The organism is Methylophilus sp. YYY-1, assembly GCF_029132825.1.
Lineage (GTDB): Bacteria > Pseudomonadota > Gammaproteobacteria > Burkholderiales > Methylophilaceae > Methylophilus > Methylophilus glucosoxydans.
In genome coordinates this window covers 288,103-306,157 of sequence record NZ_WOVG01000003.1, presented here as the reverse complement: position 1 = coordinate 306,157, position 18,055 = coordinate 288,103, and the positions used below count along the sequence as shown (strand labels likewise).

14 protein-coding genes are annotated in these 18,055 nt (G+C 54.5%); 4 read left to right on the top strand and 10 right to left on the bottom strand.

All coding sequences use genetic code 11. From position 1 onward, the window contains the following. Positions 1–15: 15 nt before the first annotated feature. The 4 genes from GOC95_RS10530 to GOC95_RS10515 form a co-directional block, all read right to left on the bottom strand. Positions 16–1,446, bottom strand: a complete 1,431-nt coding sequence (locus tag GOC95_RS10530) for an alginate export family protein (RefSeq protein ID WP_275357016.1) — start codon at positions 1,444–1,446, stop codon at positions 16–18. Between the two features lie 100 nt (positions 1,447–1,546). Beyond that, positions 1,547–2,356, bottom strand: a complete 810-nt coding sequence (locus GOC95_RS10525; protein WP_275357015.1) for an ABC transporter ATP-binding protein — start codon at positions 2,354–2,356, stop codon at positions 1,547–1,549. 36 nt (positions 2,357–2,392) lie between these two features. After that, the gene (gene ntrB / locus GOC95_RS10520; protein ID WP_194747226.1) at positions 2,393–3,328 is read right to left on the bottom strand and encodes a nitrate ABC transporter permease; all 936 of its coding nucleotides are present in this window, start codon (positions 3,326–3,328) and stop codon (positions 2,393–2,395) included. A gap of 20 nt (positions 3,329–3,348) precedes the next feature. Further along, a complete protein-coding gene (locus GOC95_RS10515; protein ID WP_275357014.1) occupies positions 3,349–4,650 on the bottom strand; it encodes a CmpA/NrtA family ABC transporter substrate-binding protein in 1,302 nt (433 codons plus the stop codon). Positions 4,651–4,716: 66 nt separating this feature from the next. Between GOC95_RS10515 and GOC95_RS10510 the strand changes: the two genes are divergently transcribed. Further along, positions 4,717–4,854 carry a hypothetical protein gene (locus GOC95_RS10510; protein WP_275357013.1) on the top strand — a complete coding sequence of 46 codons (138 nt, stop codon included), beginning with the start codon at positions 4,717–4,719 and terminating at the stop codon, positions 4,852–4,854. A gap of 178 nt (positions 4,855–5,032) precedes the next feature. Here GOC95_RS10510 and GOC95_RS10505 read toward each other — a convergent pair whose 3' ends face one another. The 6 genes from GOC95_RS10505 to GOC95_RS10480 form a co-directional block, all read right to left on the bottom strand. Next, the gene (locus GOC95_RS10505) at positions 5,033–6,301 is read right to left on the bottom strand and encodes a nitrate regulatory protein (protein WP_275357012.1); all 1,269 of its coding nucleotides are present in this window, start codon (positions 6,299–6,301) and stop codon (positions 5,033–5,035) included. Between the two features lie 64 nt (positions 6,302–6,365). Then, a complete protein-coding gene (locus GOC95_RS10500) occupies positions 6,366–7,055 on the bottom strand; it encodes an ANTAR domain-containing protein (protein WP_275357011.1) in 690 nt (229 codons plus the stop codon). After that, positions 7,030–8,196 (bottom strand): transporter substrate-binding domain-containing protein, encoded by a 1,167-nt coding sequence (locus GOC95_RS10495; RefSeq protein WP_275357010.1) that lies wholly within the window; start codon positions 8,194–8,196, stop codon positions 7,030–7,032. The genes GOC95_RS10500 and GOC95_RS10495 overlap by 26 nt, the downstream gene beginning before the upstream one ends. A gap of 123 nt (positions 8,197–8,319) precedes the next feature. Then, positions 8,320–9,342, bottom strand: coding sequence for an aliphatic amidase (locus tag GOC95_RS10490; protein WP_275357009.1), 1,023 nt, complete (start codon positions 9,340–9,342; stop codon positions 8,320–8,322). Between the two features lie 239 nt (positions 9,343–9,581). Continuing rightward, complete coding sequence (ybaL, locus tag GOC95_RS10485; RefSeq protein WP_194747217.1) at positions 9,582–11,285, bottom strand: YbaL family putative K(+) efflux transporter; 1,704 nt, start codon at positions 11,283–11,285, stop codon at positions 9,582–9,584. A gap of 212 nt (positions 11,286–11,497) precedes the next feature. After that, positions 11,498–12,109 (bottom strand): TetR family transcriptional regulator, encoded by a 612-nt coding sequence (locus GOC95_RS10480; protein ID WP_275357008.1) that lies wholly within the window; start codon positions 12,107–12,109, stop codon positions 11,498–11,500. A gap of 146 nt (positions 12,110–12,255) precedes the next feature. Here GOC95_RS10480 and GOC95_RS10475 point away from each other — a divergent pair, with 146 nt between their 5' ends. The 3 genes from GOC95_RS10475 to GOC95_RS10465 are packed head-to-tail and all read left to right on the top strand — an operon-like array spanning position 12,256 to position 17,935. Next, a complete protein-coding gene (locus GOC95_RS10475) occupies positions 12,256–13,419 on the top strand; it encodes an efflux RND transporter periplasmic adaptor subunit (protein WP_275357007.1) in 1,164 nt (387 codons plus the stop codon). A 33-nt stretch (positions 13,420–13,452) separates the two neighbouring features. Further along, positions 13,453–16,563, top strand: coding sequence for a multidrug efflux RND transporter permease subunit (locus GOC95_RS10470; RefSeq protein ID WP_275357006.1), 3,111 nt, complete (start codon positions 13,453–13,455; stop codon positions 16,561–16,563). Beyond that, on the top strand, positions 16,553–17,935 hold the full coding sequence (locus GOC95_RS10465; RefSeq protein WP_275357005.1) for an efflux transporter outer membrane subunit: 1,383 nt from the start codon (positions 16,553–16,555) through the stop codon (positions 17,933–17,935). Before GOC95_RS10470 ends, GOC95_RS10465 begins: the two co-directional genes overlap by 11 nt. The last annotated feature ends 120 nt before the right edge of the window (positions 17,936–18,055 follow it).

Genomic DNA, 18,055 nt, shown 5'->3' with positions numbered 1-18,055 from the left:
AGACGAGACGTCCGCTTAGAACGTATACATGGCGGTCAGCCACAGTTTTTCGGTATCACGGAAACGGCCACGTGTGCCAGCAGCATTGCTGGTGGTATTCGGCCCAAGTCCAAACTGGTCACCTTCACTGAACTTTCCGTATTCAAACTTGGTCATCCAGTTTTTATCGATATTCCAGGTGACGGCGGCATTCCATTCCGTGCCGTAACGGCTGCCATTACGGTTGGTGCCGCTGCCCACGGTATAAAAGTCATTGTCAGAGTCAATCACGTGGTAATCGGCAAAGAACAGAAAGTCGCCGTAACGGTAAGTGGCTGTGACAAAGGTATCTTTAATGCCCTCACGTGGGGTGACCAGAAACTTGTCTACCCAACCTTGAAACAGGTGGTTGGTACCAAAAGGAGTCTGGAACGCGAAAGTATTGTTGTTGCTGGAGAGCAATTCCTGATCGACACGCATATTGAAGTTATCAATCCCGAAGCCACCGCCCAGCTTGTAGTAATGCGCATCAATGCGGCTATCACCACCCCGGTAATTATCTTGTTTGGCATATTCGGCAGTGTAGTGCGCGCGGTAGTTCGGGGTGAATGGATGTGTGCCATCGAGGCGTACGCCAAACGTTTTGTTGGACTGGCTGGCGGCATAATTGGCTGTTCCGGTGCCAAACCAGGCATTGCCAAAGCCCAGATTGTCAAAGTCGCTCAGGTAAGCGTAGCCAACCAGAAATTCGGTCGGGGAAATACGGTATCTGGTGTTCAAAATGTCGAGGTCGCCGCTTCTGTGCGTCGTGAAAATCTGGCGGACACGGTCAAAGTGAGCATAGAAAATTTCAGTATCTGGAATTGACTTGTTCAAGATGGACAGACCATCAAAGACCTGTGTATTTTGGCGGAAAGCAATATCCCCAATAAAACGCACATTGTCCAGGTTGACAATTTGTCGTCCCAAACGCACCTTGGTATTTTTAATGCCGGTCCAGTCTACAAACAGCTGGTTCAAATCGGTATAGTCAGGATCCACTACTTTGGCATAATTAATCTTGTCGCTCTCATTAGAGGCGCCATTGACACGCACTGGGTTAGTGCCATCGTTGAAATCATCTTGCAGTTTGCTGACGTTGGTAAGTTGCGCGGCAAAACTCCAGTTGTGGTACGGGGCCGTTTGCCAGCCAATCAGGCTGCGCATGGTCATGGCGTTGGCGTTGTCTAGGGCTTGATTGGCAGTCGGGTTAGGGCTGCCGTTGGCAAAAGTGGCCGGCTGTAAGCCATCCTGATCGACATACTCATAACGTAGTCTGAAACTGGTCAGGTTTTTACCGGTTTTAATCGCGTCCATAAAAGTGTATTCAGGCAGAACTTCTTCTTCTGCCATTGCAGGTGAGCCAAGTGCCGCCAGCAAGATGGCTGCGGAAACTTGACGCAAGCGTGGGTGTAGGTTAGCGTTCATGTGTTGCTCCTTTTCTCTATTGGGGTAACCTTGCTTAGATGAGGGTTGCTTTTGAAAAGCAAGTGGTGCTGACAGGTGGCCGCCTGCCAGCACCTTTCACTTAGGCCGCCTTTTTGGCGTGCCGCTCATACAGAAACTTCAAAACTTCGCTGCGCAGATGCGTATACGCTGGGTCTTCCACCAGCTCCAGGCGTTTGCGCGGACGGGGTAAATCGACCGCCAGGATTTCACCGATGGTGGCTGCCGGGCCGTTGGTCATCATGACAATGCGGTCAGACAGCAGCACCGCTTCGTCCACATCGTGCGTCACCATGACGGCAGTACAGCCAGAACGTGCCATGATGGCCATCAGTTCGTCTTGCAGGCCGGCACGGGTCAGCGCATCCAGCGCGCCAAACGGCTCGTCCAGTAGTAGCACTTTGGGCTCCATGGCCAGGGCACGGGCAATGCCCACGCGTTGTTTCATGCCGCCGGAAATTTCATTCGGGCGTTTTTCCATGGCGTGGCTCAAGCCCACCAGTTCCAGTGCCGCGCGGGTACGTTCTGCCAGTTGTGCTTTGGTTTCGGTGGCAGCAAACACGCGTTCCACGGCCAGGTAGACATTTTCAAAACAGGTCAGCCATGGCAGCAGGGAGTGGTTCTGGAACACCACGGCGCGTTCAGGGCCGGGCTTGGCGATTTCGCGTCCGGCACAAAACAGGTAGCCGTCTGTCGGTTGCAGCAAGCCGGCAATCAGGTTGAGCACGGTTGATTTGCCGCAGCCGGAGTGGCCGATGATGGAAATGAATTCACCTTCCTGGATAGACAGGTTGATGTCTTTCAAGGCCTGGAAACTGCCTTTTTTGGTGTTGAAAATCATGTTGACGTTTTCAATCAACACATAGCGGTCTTGTTTTACAGCGGTGGTCATGATCAGAGTCCTTTACCAGTCAATGAGGTGTCGTGGTTATTCGTAGCTATAGCGTTTGGCCAGCATGACCAGACACTGCTCCAGCAACAGACCGACGATGCCCACAATGAAAATCGCGATGATGATGTGCTCAACGTTCAGGTTGTTCCATTCATCCCACACCCAGAAGCCAATACCCACGCCGCCGGTCAGCATTTCTGCCGCCACAATCACCAGCCAGGCAGCACCGATGGAGAGACGCACACCGGTCATCATGTAAGGCATGACATACGGCAACAGGATTTTGGTGATGACTTTCCACTCGGACAGGTTCAGTACCTTGGCCACGTTCATATAGTCTTGCGGCACTTTGCTGACACCAACGGCGGTGTTGATAATCATGGGCCAGACCGCGGTGATGAAAATCACCCAGATCGCGGCCGGGTTGGCCGCTTTGAATACCAGCAGGCCGATCGGCAGCCAGGCCAGTGGGGAGACCGGCTTGAGCAGGCTGATAATCGGCGCCGCCATTTTTGACATAAAGGCATAGCGGCCGATGATAAAACCCATGGGGATGCCGACAATCGCTGCCAGCGCAAAGCCGGTGGCGACGCGTTTGAGCGAGTTCAGGATGTTCCAGCCGATGCCCATGTCATTCGGGTTGTTGATATAAAACGGGTCGCTAAACAGCTCCACCGCCGAATGCCAGGTCTGCACCGGTCCTGGCAAGCCCTGAGTCAGGGCAGCCACGGTAGACCAGATGGCGCCAAAGATCAGCAAGCCAATCACAGGCGGCAACAGTCCTTCAAACACGCGTTTGGCCATTGCCGCCCATGCCCCGGCTTTTTTACTTGCCGGGGTGGCTGCTGTTGCGGTGGCCGAGAGAGGGCTCACCACCGCGACAACCGGTTTTGCTTGCTTGGCTGGCATTGCTTTGGCAGCCTGCTCACTGTTTTGCATGATTTTTTCCTTGTTAAAGCTGACGACACTCATGGTGACTCTCCTTGAAAGAATTACGCTTTAACCTTGAAGCTGTTGGCATAGGCTTTGGGGTCTTTGCCATCCCAGACCACGCCGTCAATCAGCTTGCTGCTACGCATCACGTCTGTCGGCACGCTAATGCCCAGAGATTTGGCGGCTTCGGTATAAATATCAATGCGGTTCACCTTTTTCGCCACGCCGAGGTAATCCGGGTCAGACTTGAGCAAGCCCCAGCGTTTGTGTTGGGTCAGGAACCACATGCCGTCTGACAGGTAAGGGAAGCTGACCTTGCCGTCATTGAAGAACTTCATGTAGTTGGGGTCTTCCCATTTTTTGCCGATACCATTGTCGTAGTGGCCGAGGAAGCGACCTTCAATCACTTCTTCTGGCGCATTGACATAGGCTTTGCCTGCGATCAACTTGGCCACTTCGGCACGGTTTTTGGTCGCATCAATGTAGCGTGAGGCTTCGAGGATGGCTTTGGTTAACGCCAGCGCGGTATTCGGGTTCTTGGCGATAAAGTCAGCGGTGGTGCCCAACACTTTTTCCGGGTGGTCTACCCAGATATCTTGTGAGGTGGCGACGGTGTAGCCGATCTTGTCGTAAATGGCACGGGCGTTCCAGGGTTCGCCCACGCAGTAGCCATCCATATTGCCAATCCGCATGTTGGCGACCATTTGTGGCGGCGGTACGACGATGGTTTTCACGTCCTGCATCGGATTGATGCCATAGGTCGCCAGCCAGTAGTACAACCACATGGCGTGCGTGCCGGTGGGGAAGGTCTGGGCGAAGGTAAAGTCGCGGTTTTCGTTATCCAGCAAACGTTTCAGCGTCGCGCCACTGGTGACGCCTTTTTCCTTAAGCTGGTTAGCCAGCGTGATGCCCTGGCCGTTGTTGTTCAGCGTCATCAGCACGTTCATGTCTTTTTGCTGGCCGCCGATGCCCATTTGTACGCCGTAGATCAGGCCATACAACACATGTGCAGCATGCAATTCACCATTGACCAGCTTGTCACGTACGCCTGCCCACGAAGCTTCTTTAGACGGTACAATCTTGATGCCATATTTTTTATCAAAGCCCATTTGCGCGGCGACAATAATCGGCGCACAGTCCGTCAGCGGGATAAAGCCGACTTTCACTTCGGTGATTTCTGGCGCATCCGAGCCGGCCGCCCAAGCCTGGCTACGGATGGCGGAAGGCACCATGTTCATCATGGCGGCAGCACCAAACGCGCCTGCCAGCGTATTCATAAAGAAATGGCGGCGTTGCTGGTTCACCTGGTCCAGCGGCGTTGCCTCGGTGGGGGATACATTTTTTTTGTCAGAACTGCTCATGTCGGCTCCTTGAGATTTGATTCGAAAAAGGGGTTCGGAAAATACAAAACAAAAAAGGCGTCCTGAATGCAGACCGTGGTCTACACTCAGGACGCCTTTGTCCTTATCTTTGCCAGCCGTGATGATGAAACAGCAACGGCTAGTCAGAAATTCAAACTGGGGTTTCCAGTTAACTTACTACAAGCAACGCACCGCCTTTGGTAAGTTACTTGATTTCATATAAGCAAAGCCTGTGCCAAGTGGGTTGTTGTTTTTAAATGGTTGATTTTTATTGGGTTTTAACGGAACTTTTTTCAAGTAGGGCTTAAGAAGGGGGCATGCCTCTCGCACCACGTGGGTGCGGATGCACCAATTTGAAGGTCTGGGAGCGTTGTGAAAACCGTTATCGCGTCACGGTGTGATGGGCCAGAATATTTTCGGCCACATCAATAATTTTACGGTTCTGCTCCATGGCCAGGCTACGCATGGTTTTGTAGGCTTCCATTTCATTGAGGCCGCGCGTACTCATGAGCAAGCCCTTGGCGCGCTCAATCAATTTGCGCTCGGTCAGCGCCTTTTTGGTGTCTGACAGCTCTGTTTCCATGTCGGCAATTTGCCGGGACTGGTGTTGCAGCAAGGCGATCATAGACGCCATGGGATAGGTTTGCGAGGTGTCATGGGCCTGAAAATTCAGCGCATTTTCGATGGGAATCGCCAGGTTGAAAAACGTGCTGTTCAAGTTGGCCTGCGGACTGGCCTGGATGGTTTGCAGGTACTCCCGGGTTTGCTCGTAATCTTGTTTGGCCTGGCGGGTGAGTCCGGCCAGCAGTTCATGCATGGTGTCGACCAGCTGGCACTGAATCTGCCACATCTCGCTCAGGCGGCGGCTACATAAGTCAAACCAGAGGTCGGCATGGCTGGGGTTAAGGGTTTGTTGGTCGCGCGCGCTGGTCAGCTTGGCGCGGTACTTGGCATGTTGCAGCTGCCAGTCACTGGCTTGCCACTGTTGCCAGGCCTCACACAGCTCTTTGCTGCCAAACTGGCACACCAGGTCAAAGTGCCGTTCCTGCTGCGCAATCAGTTCAAACAGCTTTTGCTGGTGCGGCAGTTGCAGGCTGCCAGAGCCAAATAAATACGCGCCTACCGCACGTTCCTGCCCGGCAAACTCCTTCCCCTGAATCAGGTTATACAAGGTGAGCAAACAGGTGGAGATCTTGCTATTGACCGAGCTGTCGGTAATCTCGAAAATCAGCGCAATCAAGCTGCCGATCAAGCGGTTAAAAGATTCGATGCTATCGGCAAACGAGATATTGAGCAGGGTGATTTGATGCCGCAGTGTCGTGAGCTGGTCCAGGCCCAGCAATATCCATGAGATCAGTGTCAATTGCTTGGCATCGGCACGGCTGTTTTTATCCAGATGCTGCTGCAACGCTGCCCGGAAGCCGGTTTCTATGGCTTGATTCTGTGCGACGGCTTCTGCGCGCTCTGTGGCAAACCGCTGGCCACCGGAGGCAATACACAAACAACTGGCGCCACGCTCAATTTGCAACTGGTGAATCAACTGACCAATTTTCTCAACAAATGCAATACAGCTATCCAGGCGCTCAAGCTCCTCGATATGCCTGATCTTGGCCAGCGTAATGGTTTGTGCGGGGGAAATGTCGGTATTCATCACGCTTGATAAAGCAAAAACTGTGCGCAGGCAGCACCCTGCCGCCATTTAAAGGGCCTGCATTCTAACGGGATTTGGCTGGATTGGACAGTAGACCGTCGGTTTGCAGCAGCGACCGTGCAATTTCTTCCACCGTCACGCGCTTGAGCATGGCTTGTTCGCGCAGAATTTTATAGGCCTCGACGGCACTAATGCCGCGCGCATGCGCCAACATGGCCTGGGCAGCGCTGATTTCGCCTGCGGCTTGCAGTTTTTCTTCGAGCCGCAGGGTCCGTTTGCGCAAGGTTTTCAGTTGCTGGCAGTGATGCATGGTCATGATCAACGTTGACAGTAGCCCCTTGGCCTGCAACGGCCGTACCAGCATGCCATGGCAGCCCAGCGCGGTGGCTGTTTCCAGGGTGGTCGGGTTTTCATAATCCAGCACCCCAATCAGCGGGATCGCCGACTCTGGTGTCAGCCACGGCAGTTTCTTTTTGGCGCTGGCTTGGGCATCTAGCAGAAAAATCACCAGCTCGGTTTGCGCGGGTAGATCAGCCACCGGCGGCCATAGCGCGACCGTCTGGCAGCCAATCCGGTGCAGTTGCTGTGTCAATACCTCGCGGTTTTCGTCCTCAGGATGAAAAATCGTGATGCAGGCATGGCGCAAATGGCGGAACAGCTCCAGCGTGGAGCGCGGCGCCTGCACCTGCTTGGCCTGGCGCTGACCAGGGTGAGGGGCGGTGGGCGACTCAGCCAACGCGATACTCCGCCGCATAAGGCAGGTTGTTCCAGCTGGCGCCTGGGTGCGTCACCAGATAAGGGTCGGGGATTATCGCTGCGGCACCGCCACCGGCGATGATCTCGAACTGGCCAGCCGCATTGACGCGCGCAATGCGCGGGTGTAGCCGGGTATGGTGGTTGCCGGAATCAATGACAATACGGCCTTGCGGTGCGTCAAAGGCTCGATCCAGCAGCTGTGGCAACAGCGCATCATACTGGTCGCTCCCGGCCGCGCGCATCGCTTCGGCAAACAGGTGGGTTTGAAAATATGCCGCTTCCCAGGCCATATTAGGCGCAATCTCGTTGCCATACTGCTGCCTGAAGCGCGCGATGCAGGCCTGGTTCTCGGTACTGGCAATGCTTTGAAAATAGGGCGCAGACGTGATGTGGCCCTGGGCCGCACCGCCGCCCATTTCTGCCACCTCTGCTTCAGAGGTGGTCAGGCTGGCAATCGGGGTGTGCTGGGCATCCATGCCGATCTCGGCATAAGCCTGGTACAACAGGCGGGTGGCTTGCCCCACCACGGTAGAAAACACAAAGTCTGGCGATTTGGCCTTGATGTCACGCACCACCGCTAAAAAATCTTTTTCTGTCGCCGTCAGCGGTACATAACGCTCGGCCAGTTTTTTGCCGCCCGGGACTTCAAGAATGAAGTCACTCATGATGCGGTTGGACTCATACGGGTAAATGTAGTCGCAGCCTATCATGTAGACGCGCGCGCCAAAATGCCGCGTCATATAGTCAGCCAGTTGTGCACTGTTCTGGTTGGGCGCCGCGCCGGTGTAAATCACATGCGGCGAGAATTCAAAGCCCTCGTAAGGCGTGGGGTAAAACAGCAGCTTGCGCCATTTTTCCACCACCGGAATCACGGCTTTGCGCGTGCTGGACATATAGCAGCCAAAGATCACATTGACGCCATCTTCTCGAATCATGCGCTCGGCCAGTAACTGGTATTGTTGCGGCATGCCCTGCGGATCATAGTGGACGGGCACCAGTTCACGACCAGCGATGCCGCCCGCGGCATTGATTTCTGCGATGGCAAAGAAAGTGGCAAATGCCTGTGAGCGTTCTATGGTCGCCGTGGCGCCGCTGGTGGAAAACAGCACGCCGACCGGGATCGGGTCAGTGTTTGCCATGAGATGCTTTCATCAGGGGCTCCGGCCGGGCCGGAGCCATTGTGTTGCGTTGCGGCGATCAGCTCTAGTGTGATCTCGCCTAGTTTCATCTAGCCTAGAGTGATCGCCAGTCAGACTATCCGACTATTCGTTAGGTAAGCCTGCGATGGGCGCCTCTTTGGTGCCCAACGTCGAGCGCGTAAACGATTCTACCATGTCGCGCGCAGCCGCCGGGTCCTGTACCCATTTGCTGTAGAAGCTATATGGACACTGCGCCACGCCTTGATCGCCATCGCCTGAATTGAGCACACCGGTGTAGCCACGGTGCAACAACTTGAACAGGTGATTTTCGGACTGACCATGTTTGCGGAAGTCGCGGATCAGGTGTTTGCTTAAGGCCGCATACTGCACGCCATTTTCTTCCTCGCCACATTCGCCCAGCGTACGGCCATCAAAGCCGATAATCGCCGAGTGGCCGAAGTAGGAGTAGACGCCATCAAAGCCGGCAGCATTGGATACCGCGACATAAGTATTATTGGCAAACGCCATCGCCTTGCTGATCAGAATCTGCTGCTCTTTGGCCGGATACATATAGCCCTGGCAACGCACAATCAGTTCGGCGCCTTTCATGGCACAGTCGCGCCAGATTTCAGGGTAGTTGCCATCGTCACAGATAATCAGGCTGACCTTGAGGCCTTTGGGGCCTTCGCTGATAAAGGTTTCCTTGCCTGGGTACCAGCCCTCGATGGGCACCCATGGCATGATCTTGCGGTATTTCTGCACGATTTCACCTTGGTCATTCATGAGGATCAGGGTGTTATAAGGGGCTTTTTTCGGATGCTCTTCGTGCTGCTCGCCGGTGATCGAGAATACGCCCCAGACTTTGGCCTTGCGGCAAGCTTCGGCAAAAATGTCGGTTTCCGGGCCGGGCACGGTGGTGGCATTGTCATACATTTCCTGGCTGTCATACATGATGCCGTGCGTGCTGTATTCCGGGAAAATCACCAGATCCATGCCGGGCAGACCGGCTTTCATATTGACCACCATGTCGGCGATGTTGCGACAGTTGGCCAGAATCTCGGCTTTGGTATGCAAGCGGGGCATTTTGTAATTGACGACGGCCACACCGACGGTGTCCTGGCTGCTGGAAATATCACCATGTATCATGAAGCTTCTCCTGAAAAATTTAAAAAAGGTTAGTGACTCGATACATACCGATTACGCATAAAAAAAGCCCACCGGCCATCAAATGGCGGGTGAGCTTTTTTGCTCGAATCATCACCGGCGCTGTTGACGGTGTGATTAAAATGTGGGGCGTAGCAGGTATTAACCTTGGTATTAATTTAACGCCAGCCAGGCCCGCACGCTATACGTTAATTTGCGTACAAGGTCATTTATGATGCCGCTTAATGCGGGCGTTCAAAGCGCCGCAACACATGGGCAGACATGCCCTTGGCCAGTTCTTCCTCGCCAAAAAACACCGCTTCGGTCTCGCCCAGTTCTTTTTGCAGGCGCAGGTATTCGTCCTCATGATGGGTACGAATCACGACTTCGATATCCGGTTTGAGCTGCTTGGCGATCTCCACCATCTTGCGGATATTCATGGCATCCGGCGTGGCAATAATCAGCAGGGAGGCATTGGCAATGTGGGCCTGGATCAACACCATCGGGTCCGCCGCGTTCCCCGAGACAGCAGGTTGCCCCTGTTTGCGCAGTTTTTCCACCACTTCACGGTTTTGTTCAGCGACCACATAGGGGATGGCGGCGGCGGTCAGTGACTGCGCAATGCGTTTGCCCACCCGGCCATAACCGACCAGCACCACCTGGCCTTCGAGGAATTTGCGCTCAGTGGTCATCGGCAACTCACCATAGGGGTCCATGCGTAGCGAGAACTGCCGGGCCAGATCAGACTTGCTGACCACCCAATTGGCCAGGGGCTTGATCGAGGCAAACACCAGCGGGTTCAAGGCAATGGAAATGAGCGCGCCTGCCAGTACCAGGCTCATGCCATCGGGGGACATCAGGTTGAGTGAGACCCCCAGCCCGGCCAGAATAAACGAGAACTCACCGATTTGCCCGAGGCTGGCGGCCACGGTTAACGCGGTATTTAGGGGATAACGTAAGGCCAGCACAATGGCCACCGCCGCCAGCGACTTACCCAGGATAATAATGGCTACCACAGACAACACCTGTACAGGTTGTTTGATCAGAATGCTAGGGTCAAACAACATGCCGACCGAGACGAAAAACAACACGGCAAAGGCATCGCGGAACGGCAGCGAATCTTCAGCGGCACGGTGGCTGTATTCTGATTCACGCATGATCATGCCAGCAAAAAACGCACCCAACGCGAACGAGACATTAAATAGGGTAGAGGCAAAAAACGCCACCCCGATCGCCACCGCGATCACGGTCAGCGTGAACAGCTCGCGCGAGCCGGTGCCCGCCACGTACCAGAGCAACCACGGCAACACCCGCTTGCCGACCACCAGCATGATGGCAATAAAGCCTGCCACTTCGAGCAAGGTCATGCCTATGGTTTGCCATATGGCGGCAACACTGGTTGCTTCACTCTGGCTACCGCCCAACACGCCCGCCAGGGCAGGCATCAACACCAGTACCAGCACGGTCACCATGTCTTCCACCACCAGCCAGCCGACTGCAATCTTGCCGTTCATGCTTTCCAGAATACGGCGTGACTCCAGCGCCTTGAGCAATACCACCGTACTGGCGCAAGACAGGGACAAACCAAATACCAGGCCTTCGCCCCAGCTCCAGTGCCAACTCCAGGCGACCAGCATGCCTAGCAGGGTTGCCAGCGTCATCTGCGCCAGTGCGCCGGGCAGGGCGATGCGTTTGACCGACAGCAGGTCTTGTACCGAAAAATGCAGGCCGACGCCAAACATCAATAACATGACGCCGATTTCCGACAGCTGCGAGGCAATTTCAAGATCGGCGACAAAGCCAGGGGTGGCGGGGCCGATCATGATGCCGGCCAGCAAATAGCCAATCAGCGCAGGCAATTTGAGTTTTTCGGCAATTAGTCCAAACACCAGTGCCAGCGCAAACGCGACGGCAATGGTGGTAATCAGGCTCAGGTTATGGTCCATCGTCAGGGTTTCTTTTAAGTTATTTTATTTGCGCAGGCATACGCAATATGGGTTTCGCAAGCGTTGATGCTATTTCAAGCACAGACATACCGCCTGTTCAGACTGACCGTGTGCTGGCCAAAAAGTTGAAATTAATTGCGATCAATGTATTATTTTTTATCTTGCCGCAAGAAGCCATGCCGCGTCAATCACCAATCGCAGGCAGCACGGGGTTAAGGCTGCGAAAAAGGCATGGACAAGCGTTGCAGGCTGTAGGTACACAATTGTTCTGCGCGCTGCCAGCGTTCACGTTCGCTCATGCTGCCAAAGTAAACAATACTGAATACGCCTTCGATCACCGATTGGCAGTAGAGACTGACCAAGTCAAAATCGACGTCAGCGGGCAGCTCTTTGTGGGCAATGGCCTGTGTCAGCAGGCTGTTGATTTGCGCAATGCGTTTTTTCTCCCAGTTGTAGCGCAGTTGCAGCAGCTCGGGCGAATCATCAATGCCCACATACAGAAAAAACAGCACGCGCTGGATAGAGCTGGGTTCGATATAACTGCGCACTTCCTGCAAGCAGTAGTGTTTCAGGTTTTCTAGTGCGCTATGCGCCGGTTGCCCCTGAAACGGTGAGGCTTGATGGATGACACGCTCGGCCATGGCCGTGGCGACTTCAAGCTTACCTTTATAATGCCCGTATACGGCGCCGCGTGACAGTTGCGCGGCATCGGCAATATCAGCCATGGTCGCCTGCGTAAAGCTTTTGCCGTAAAACACATGCTCAGCTGCATCCAGAATCTGGTCACGGGTTTTTTGCGCGTCTTCTTTGGTTTTTCTAGCCATGTCGGGTGGTTCTAGCCTGGCGGCTCGGTGACAGTCCAGTCGTTGATGATGGCCGCTATCATACCAAAAAATAATTAATCAGTCATGATTGATTAATTATAAAAGTGCCGCTAGAATATTGTCATCCATACAATTAAGGGTAGTGCATGTCCCGTATTTCTCACTCGACGCTGGCGCTTTCGGCGCTGTTGATCTTGCAATTGGCTGCGTGCAGCAAGCCGAAAGAAGCCGCTCAGCCCGCAGGCGCGGCGCCTGTGGTGGAGGTGGTCAAGGTGCAGGTGGCGGATATTCCCGATGAGGTCGAACTCCCTGGCCGGGTCGAGGCCTACCGCATTGCCGAGGTGCGCGCCCGTGTCTCCGGCATTGTCGCTAAGCGCCTGTACCAGGAAGGGCAGGTGGTGAAAGCCGGCACGCCGTTATTCCAGATCAATCCCGAGCAGTTGCAAGCCAGTAAGCTCGAAGCCGAGGCTGAGTTGGCACGGACCGAGGCCAACCTGGTCAATGCTAACGACAAGTTGCAGCGTTATCAGGCTTTGATTGGCGACCAGTCTGTGAGCCAGCGTGATTACCGCGCGGCACAAGCTGAGGCACAACTGGCAAAAGCCGAGGTGGCGTCTGCCCAGGCCAAACTCAATCGTGCGCGGCTGGATTTAGGGTATGCCAATGTGACCGCGCCAATTGATGGCGTGGCCCGCCGCGCACTGGTCACCGAGGGGGCGCTGGTCGGCAAAGATGAAGCTACGCAACTGACCACCGTCGAGCAGGTCAATCCGGTCTATGTTAACTTTTCCCAGTCGTCTTCTGAAGTGTTTACCTTGCGCAAAGCGCTGCGCGATGGCCAGCTCAAAGGCAACGATGGTGACTTTAAAATTAAACTGGTCTTGCCGGATGGCTCCATGTACGCCCAAGCAGGAAAACTTTCATTCTCGGACGTCTCCGTCAACCAAACGACCGACTCTGTGGTCATGCGCGCCATTTTTGAAAACCCGCAGCAGGTGTTGATGCCAGGCGCATACGTCAGAATCAAAATCCGTCAGGCCACCAATCCGAATGCGATTCTGATTCCCAGAGATGCGTTGATGCGTGACCAGTTTTCGACGCGTGTGTGGGTGGTGAATGCCAAAAACGAGCTGGAGTCACGCGAGGTACAAGCCGGCCGTGTCATAGACAAACAGTGGGTCATTGAGCAAGGGCTGCATGCCGGTGAGCAAGTGGTGGTCACTAATGTGGCGGCACAAACGGCGGGCAGCAAAGTGACGCCTAAACTGATCAGTGCCCAAGACAATATCACCAAAGCCGTGGCCCCTTAACCGGGCAGCGCGCAGAAAGACAGGAACCAGGCCATGAGCCGTTTTTTTATTGATCGCCCCATTTTTGCCTGGGTGATTGCCATTCTAATTGTGTTGGCTGGCCTGATCGCCATCAAACAATTACCGATTGCCCAGTATCCTGATATTGCCCCGCCCGTGGTCAATATCGCCGCAACTTACCCTGGCGCCTCGGCCAAGGTGGTGGAAGAAACCGTGACCTCGATTATCGAGCGCGAGATGAATGGCATGCCGGGCCTCATGTATGTTTCTGCCACCAGCAATGTGGGCATGGCCTCCATCAGTGTCACTTTCCGTCAGGGCACCAATCCTGATCTGGCTGCCGTGGATGTGCAAAACCGCCTCAAAAGTGTCGAAGTGCGTTTGCCGGAAATCGTACGTCGCAGTGGCATCACGGTAGAGAAGTCTGCTGACAGTTTTCAGTTGATTGTATCGCTGACTTCGGAAGATAACCGCTACAGCGAGATTGATCTTGGCGAGCTGTCATCGGCCACGGTGATGCCTACGCTCAAGCGTGTGCAAGGCGTGGGTAAAGTACAATCGTTCAGCCCGGAATACGCCATGCGCATCTGGCCAGACCCGCAAAAAATGGCCGGTCTCAATGTGGGCGTGACCGAGATCGTGAATGCCTTGCGCAGCTACAACACCCGCCTGACCTTGGGACAGGTGGGGGCCAGTGGTGTGCCGGACGGTGCGCCGCTGAGTGTCTCACTCGAAGCCGAGGCTACGTTAAAAACGGTAGAAGACTTTGCCAATGTGCCTATCCGCATGCAGGCAGATGGCTCAGCCCTGTTGATTAAAGATGTGGCGAAGGTCGAGCTGGGCAGCAGTGACTACACCTACAGTTCTAGGGTCAATGGCAAGAATGCCGCCGGGATGGCGATTAAACTGGCGCCGGGTTCCAATGCGGTTGAAACCATCAAGCGGGTCAAGGTCGCGATGGAGCAGATGCAGCCATATTTCCCGCCGAATGTCGCCTTTCAACTTTCGTATGACTCGTCAGCATTCGTTTCGATTTCGATCAAAAAAGTGATCCAGACCTTGGTGGAAGCCATTGTGCTGGTGTTCCTGGTCATGTATCTGTTCATGCAAAACCTGCGTGCGACGCTGATCCCGACAATTGTCGTGCCGATTGCCCTGATGGGGACGTTTGCTGTCATGTACTGGCTGGGCTACTCGATTAATGTGCTGACCATGTTTGGCGTGGTGCTGGCGATTGGCATTCTGGTGGATGATGCGATTGTGGTGGTTGAAAACGTCGAGCGCCTGATTGTGGAAGAGGGCTTGTCCGCCTACGATGCCACGGTCAAAGCCATGTCGCAAATCAGTGGTGCTGTGGTCGGCATTACGGCGGTGTTGGTGTCGGTGTTTATCCCCATGGCCTTTTTCAGTGGCGCGGTCGGCAATATTTACCGCCAGTTTTCGCTGGCTTTGTCGGTATCTATCAGCTTCTCGGCCTTTTTGGCGCTCTCACTCACGCCGGCCTTGTGCGTGACGTTGCTACGCCATGAGACAGGCAACAAAGCGCGCTTTTTTGTCTGGTTTAACCGCAGCTTTCAGCGTATGACTGAGCGCTATACCCACCTCACTGGCGGTCTGCTCAAAAAGCCTATGCGCTGGCTGGCCATGTTTGCCTTGATTGTCGCGCTGGCAGGCTGGCTGCTGGTGCGTTTGCCAAATGCGTTTTTGCCCGAAGAAGACCAGGGTAACTTTATGGTCATGGTGTCGTTGCCACAAGGCGCGACGCTGGCAGAAACCGCCAAAGTGCTGGGCGATATGAGTGAGTATATTCAGGCACATGAGCCCGTTGATATTATCTTTGAGGTGAGCGGCTTTAGCTTTTATGGCACCAGCACCAATAGCGGCATGCTGTTTATCACGCTCAAAGACTGGGCAGAACGGCCAAACCCAGATCAACAGGTGCAGGCGATTGTAAACCGCGTCAACCAGAAGTTTTTTGGGCGCCCCAATTTAACTATTTTTGCCATGAATGCGCCGCCCTTGCCAGAGTTGGGCAGTTTTGGCGGCTTTGACCTGCGGCTGGTAGACCGTGCCAGCGTGGGTGTTGAGGCGCTGATGAAAGCGCGCGACCAGTTGCTGGCTGAGTCTGCCCAGCGGCCAGAGTTGGCCAATGTATTGTTTGCTGGCTTGTATGACACGCCAGTGGTCAACATGCAGCTAGACCGTAGCAAGGCCAAGGCGCTGGGCGTGTCACTGGATGAAATCAACGACTCGCTGGCGACGCTGCTCGGCTCGAATTACCTGGGCGATTTTGTCTATGGCAATCAGGTGCGCCGCGTGATTGTGCAGGCCGATGGCAGGCAGCGGCAAACGCTGGAAGATATTAAGAAAATCCGCCTCAAAGCGGCAGATGGGGGCCTGGTGCCACTGGCTTCCATCATGACGCTGGACTGGGCCATGGGCACGCCGCAACGCACGCGCTTTAATGGTTTTCCGTCATTTAACATCAATGGCGGTCCCGCGCCTGGCTTTAGCAGTGGCGAAGCCATGCGCACCATGGAAACCCTGGTGAATGGCCTGGGAAAAGGCATCGGCTATGAGTGGGCCGGGCAATCGCTGGAAGAAAAACAGTCGGGCAGCCAGGCCAGCCTGCTGTTTGGCTTGTCCATCCTGGTGGTGTTTCTGGTATTGGCCGCCTTGTATGAAAGCTGGGCGATTCCGTTTGCCGTCATGCTCGTGGTGCCATTGGGCGTGCTGGGTGCCTTGCTGGGGGTGACCTTGCGTGAATTACCCAATGATATTTATTTCAAGGTCGGTCTGATTGCGACCATCGGTCTGTCAGCCAAAAACGCCATTCTGATTGTGGAGTTTGCGCGCGAACACGTGTTGCAAGGCATGCCGCTGATGGAAGCGAGCTTGATGGCGGCCAAAGAACGTCTGCGCCCGATTGTGATGACCTCGCTCGCCTTTGGCGTTGGCGTGATCCCGTTAGCATTCTCAACCGGTGCCGCCTCCGGTGCACAAGTGGCCATCGGCACAAGTGTGCTTGGCGGGATTGTCACAGCTACCTTGCTCGCCATCTTTTTCGTGCCGTTGTTTTTTATTGTCGTGGGCCGCTGGATGAAACAACCAGCCTCACAGCAAAGGGTGTCTCATGAAGTTTAGCCGTATTTCCATCATCCTTGCCGTGGCTTTTGCAATGGGCGGTTGCTCGCTCGTGCCTGAGTATTTCAGGCCCGCCGCGCCAGTGCCTGAGGTTTATCCAGGCCAGCCAGCAAGTGACACCGTGAGCGAAGCGCCGCCACTTAGCTGGCAAAGCTACTTTGCAGATGCTGATTTGCAGCGCCTGATTCAGGTCGGGCTGGAGCATAACCGTGACCTCAAAACCGCTGTGTTGCGCATGGATGAGGCCAAAGCCACCTATGGCGTACAAAAGGCCGACCGCCTGCCAACCATACAGGGCAACCTCAACTACGACCGTAGCCGCACCGTGTTCAGCTCCAGCCAGGCATTTGAGGCAGAGCTTTACCGCGTTGGTGTGGGTATTTCTGACTATGAAATCGATGTGTTTGGACGCGTGAAAAGTCTGACGCAATCCGCGCTGGAGCAATACCTTGCCGTGAGCGAAAACCGGCAAGTGGTACAAACCACGCTGATCACCGAGATTGCCACCCAATACGTCAATTTTTTAGCGATTAACGACCAGCTCAAGCTCGCCCAGCAAACGCTGGATGACCGCAAGCAAACCCTGCAACGCACCCAGCGCCGCTTTGAAGCCGGGTTGGATCAAGTGCTGGACGTGAAAGCCGCGCAAATTCAGGTTGAGCAAGTACAAGCGCAGCTCGCACAATGGCAGCGCCAGCTCGCCACTACGCAAAATGCTTTGTATCTGCTACTGGGCGAAACCTCACACCGCACGCCACTCCCAGTCAAGCCGCTCGCCGCCTTGAAACTGGCCGACGTCACGCCAGGTTTGCCCTCCAGCCTACTCACCAGACGGGCCGATATTCGTGCTGCCGAGCATCAGCTCAAATCCGCCAACGCCAATATAGGTGCTGCCAGAGCCGCGTTTTACCCACGCCTGCAACTCACTACCAATGTCGGTTTGGTCAATTCAGACTTCTCCAAATTGTTCTCGGATACAGGCAGCAACTACTGGGCCTTCAGCCCGCAACTGGTGCTCCCGATCTTTAACTACGGCCGCAACAAAGCCAACCTCAACCTGGCCCAAGCCCGCCAGCATATCGAGGTCGTCAATTACGAAAAAACCATCCAGACCGCGTTTAAAGAAGTGATGGATGTGCTTAGTACACGCACAGTGATTGCCGAAGAGTTTGCCGCCAGAGAACGTTTGCGAGAGCTGGAGAGCAGTCGCTTGCAACTGGTGAAACGCAAGCTTGATCAAGGACTGGTGACTTATTTAGAGTTGCTTGATGCACAACGCAGCGTGTTAGACGCGCAGTCGCAAGCCGTGCAGATTCAACAGCAGGCGTTGCAGAATCAGGTAGGGTTGTATAAGGCGCTGGGTGGGAGTTAGATTTTCACAAAAAGCGTAATTGACGGGTTTAGGTTTGTATTTTAGGATGGGCTAAAATTAAATAACAATATGAAAATGTTAAATAAAGCCCTTAAACCTTCAATCAAAAAAGCATCAATG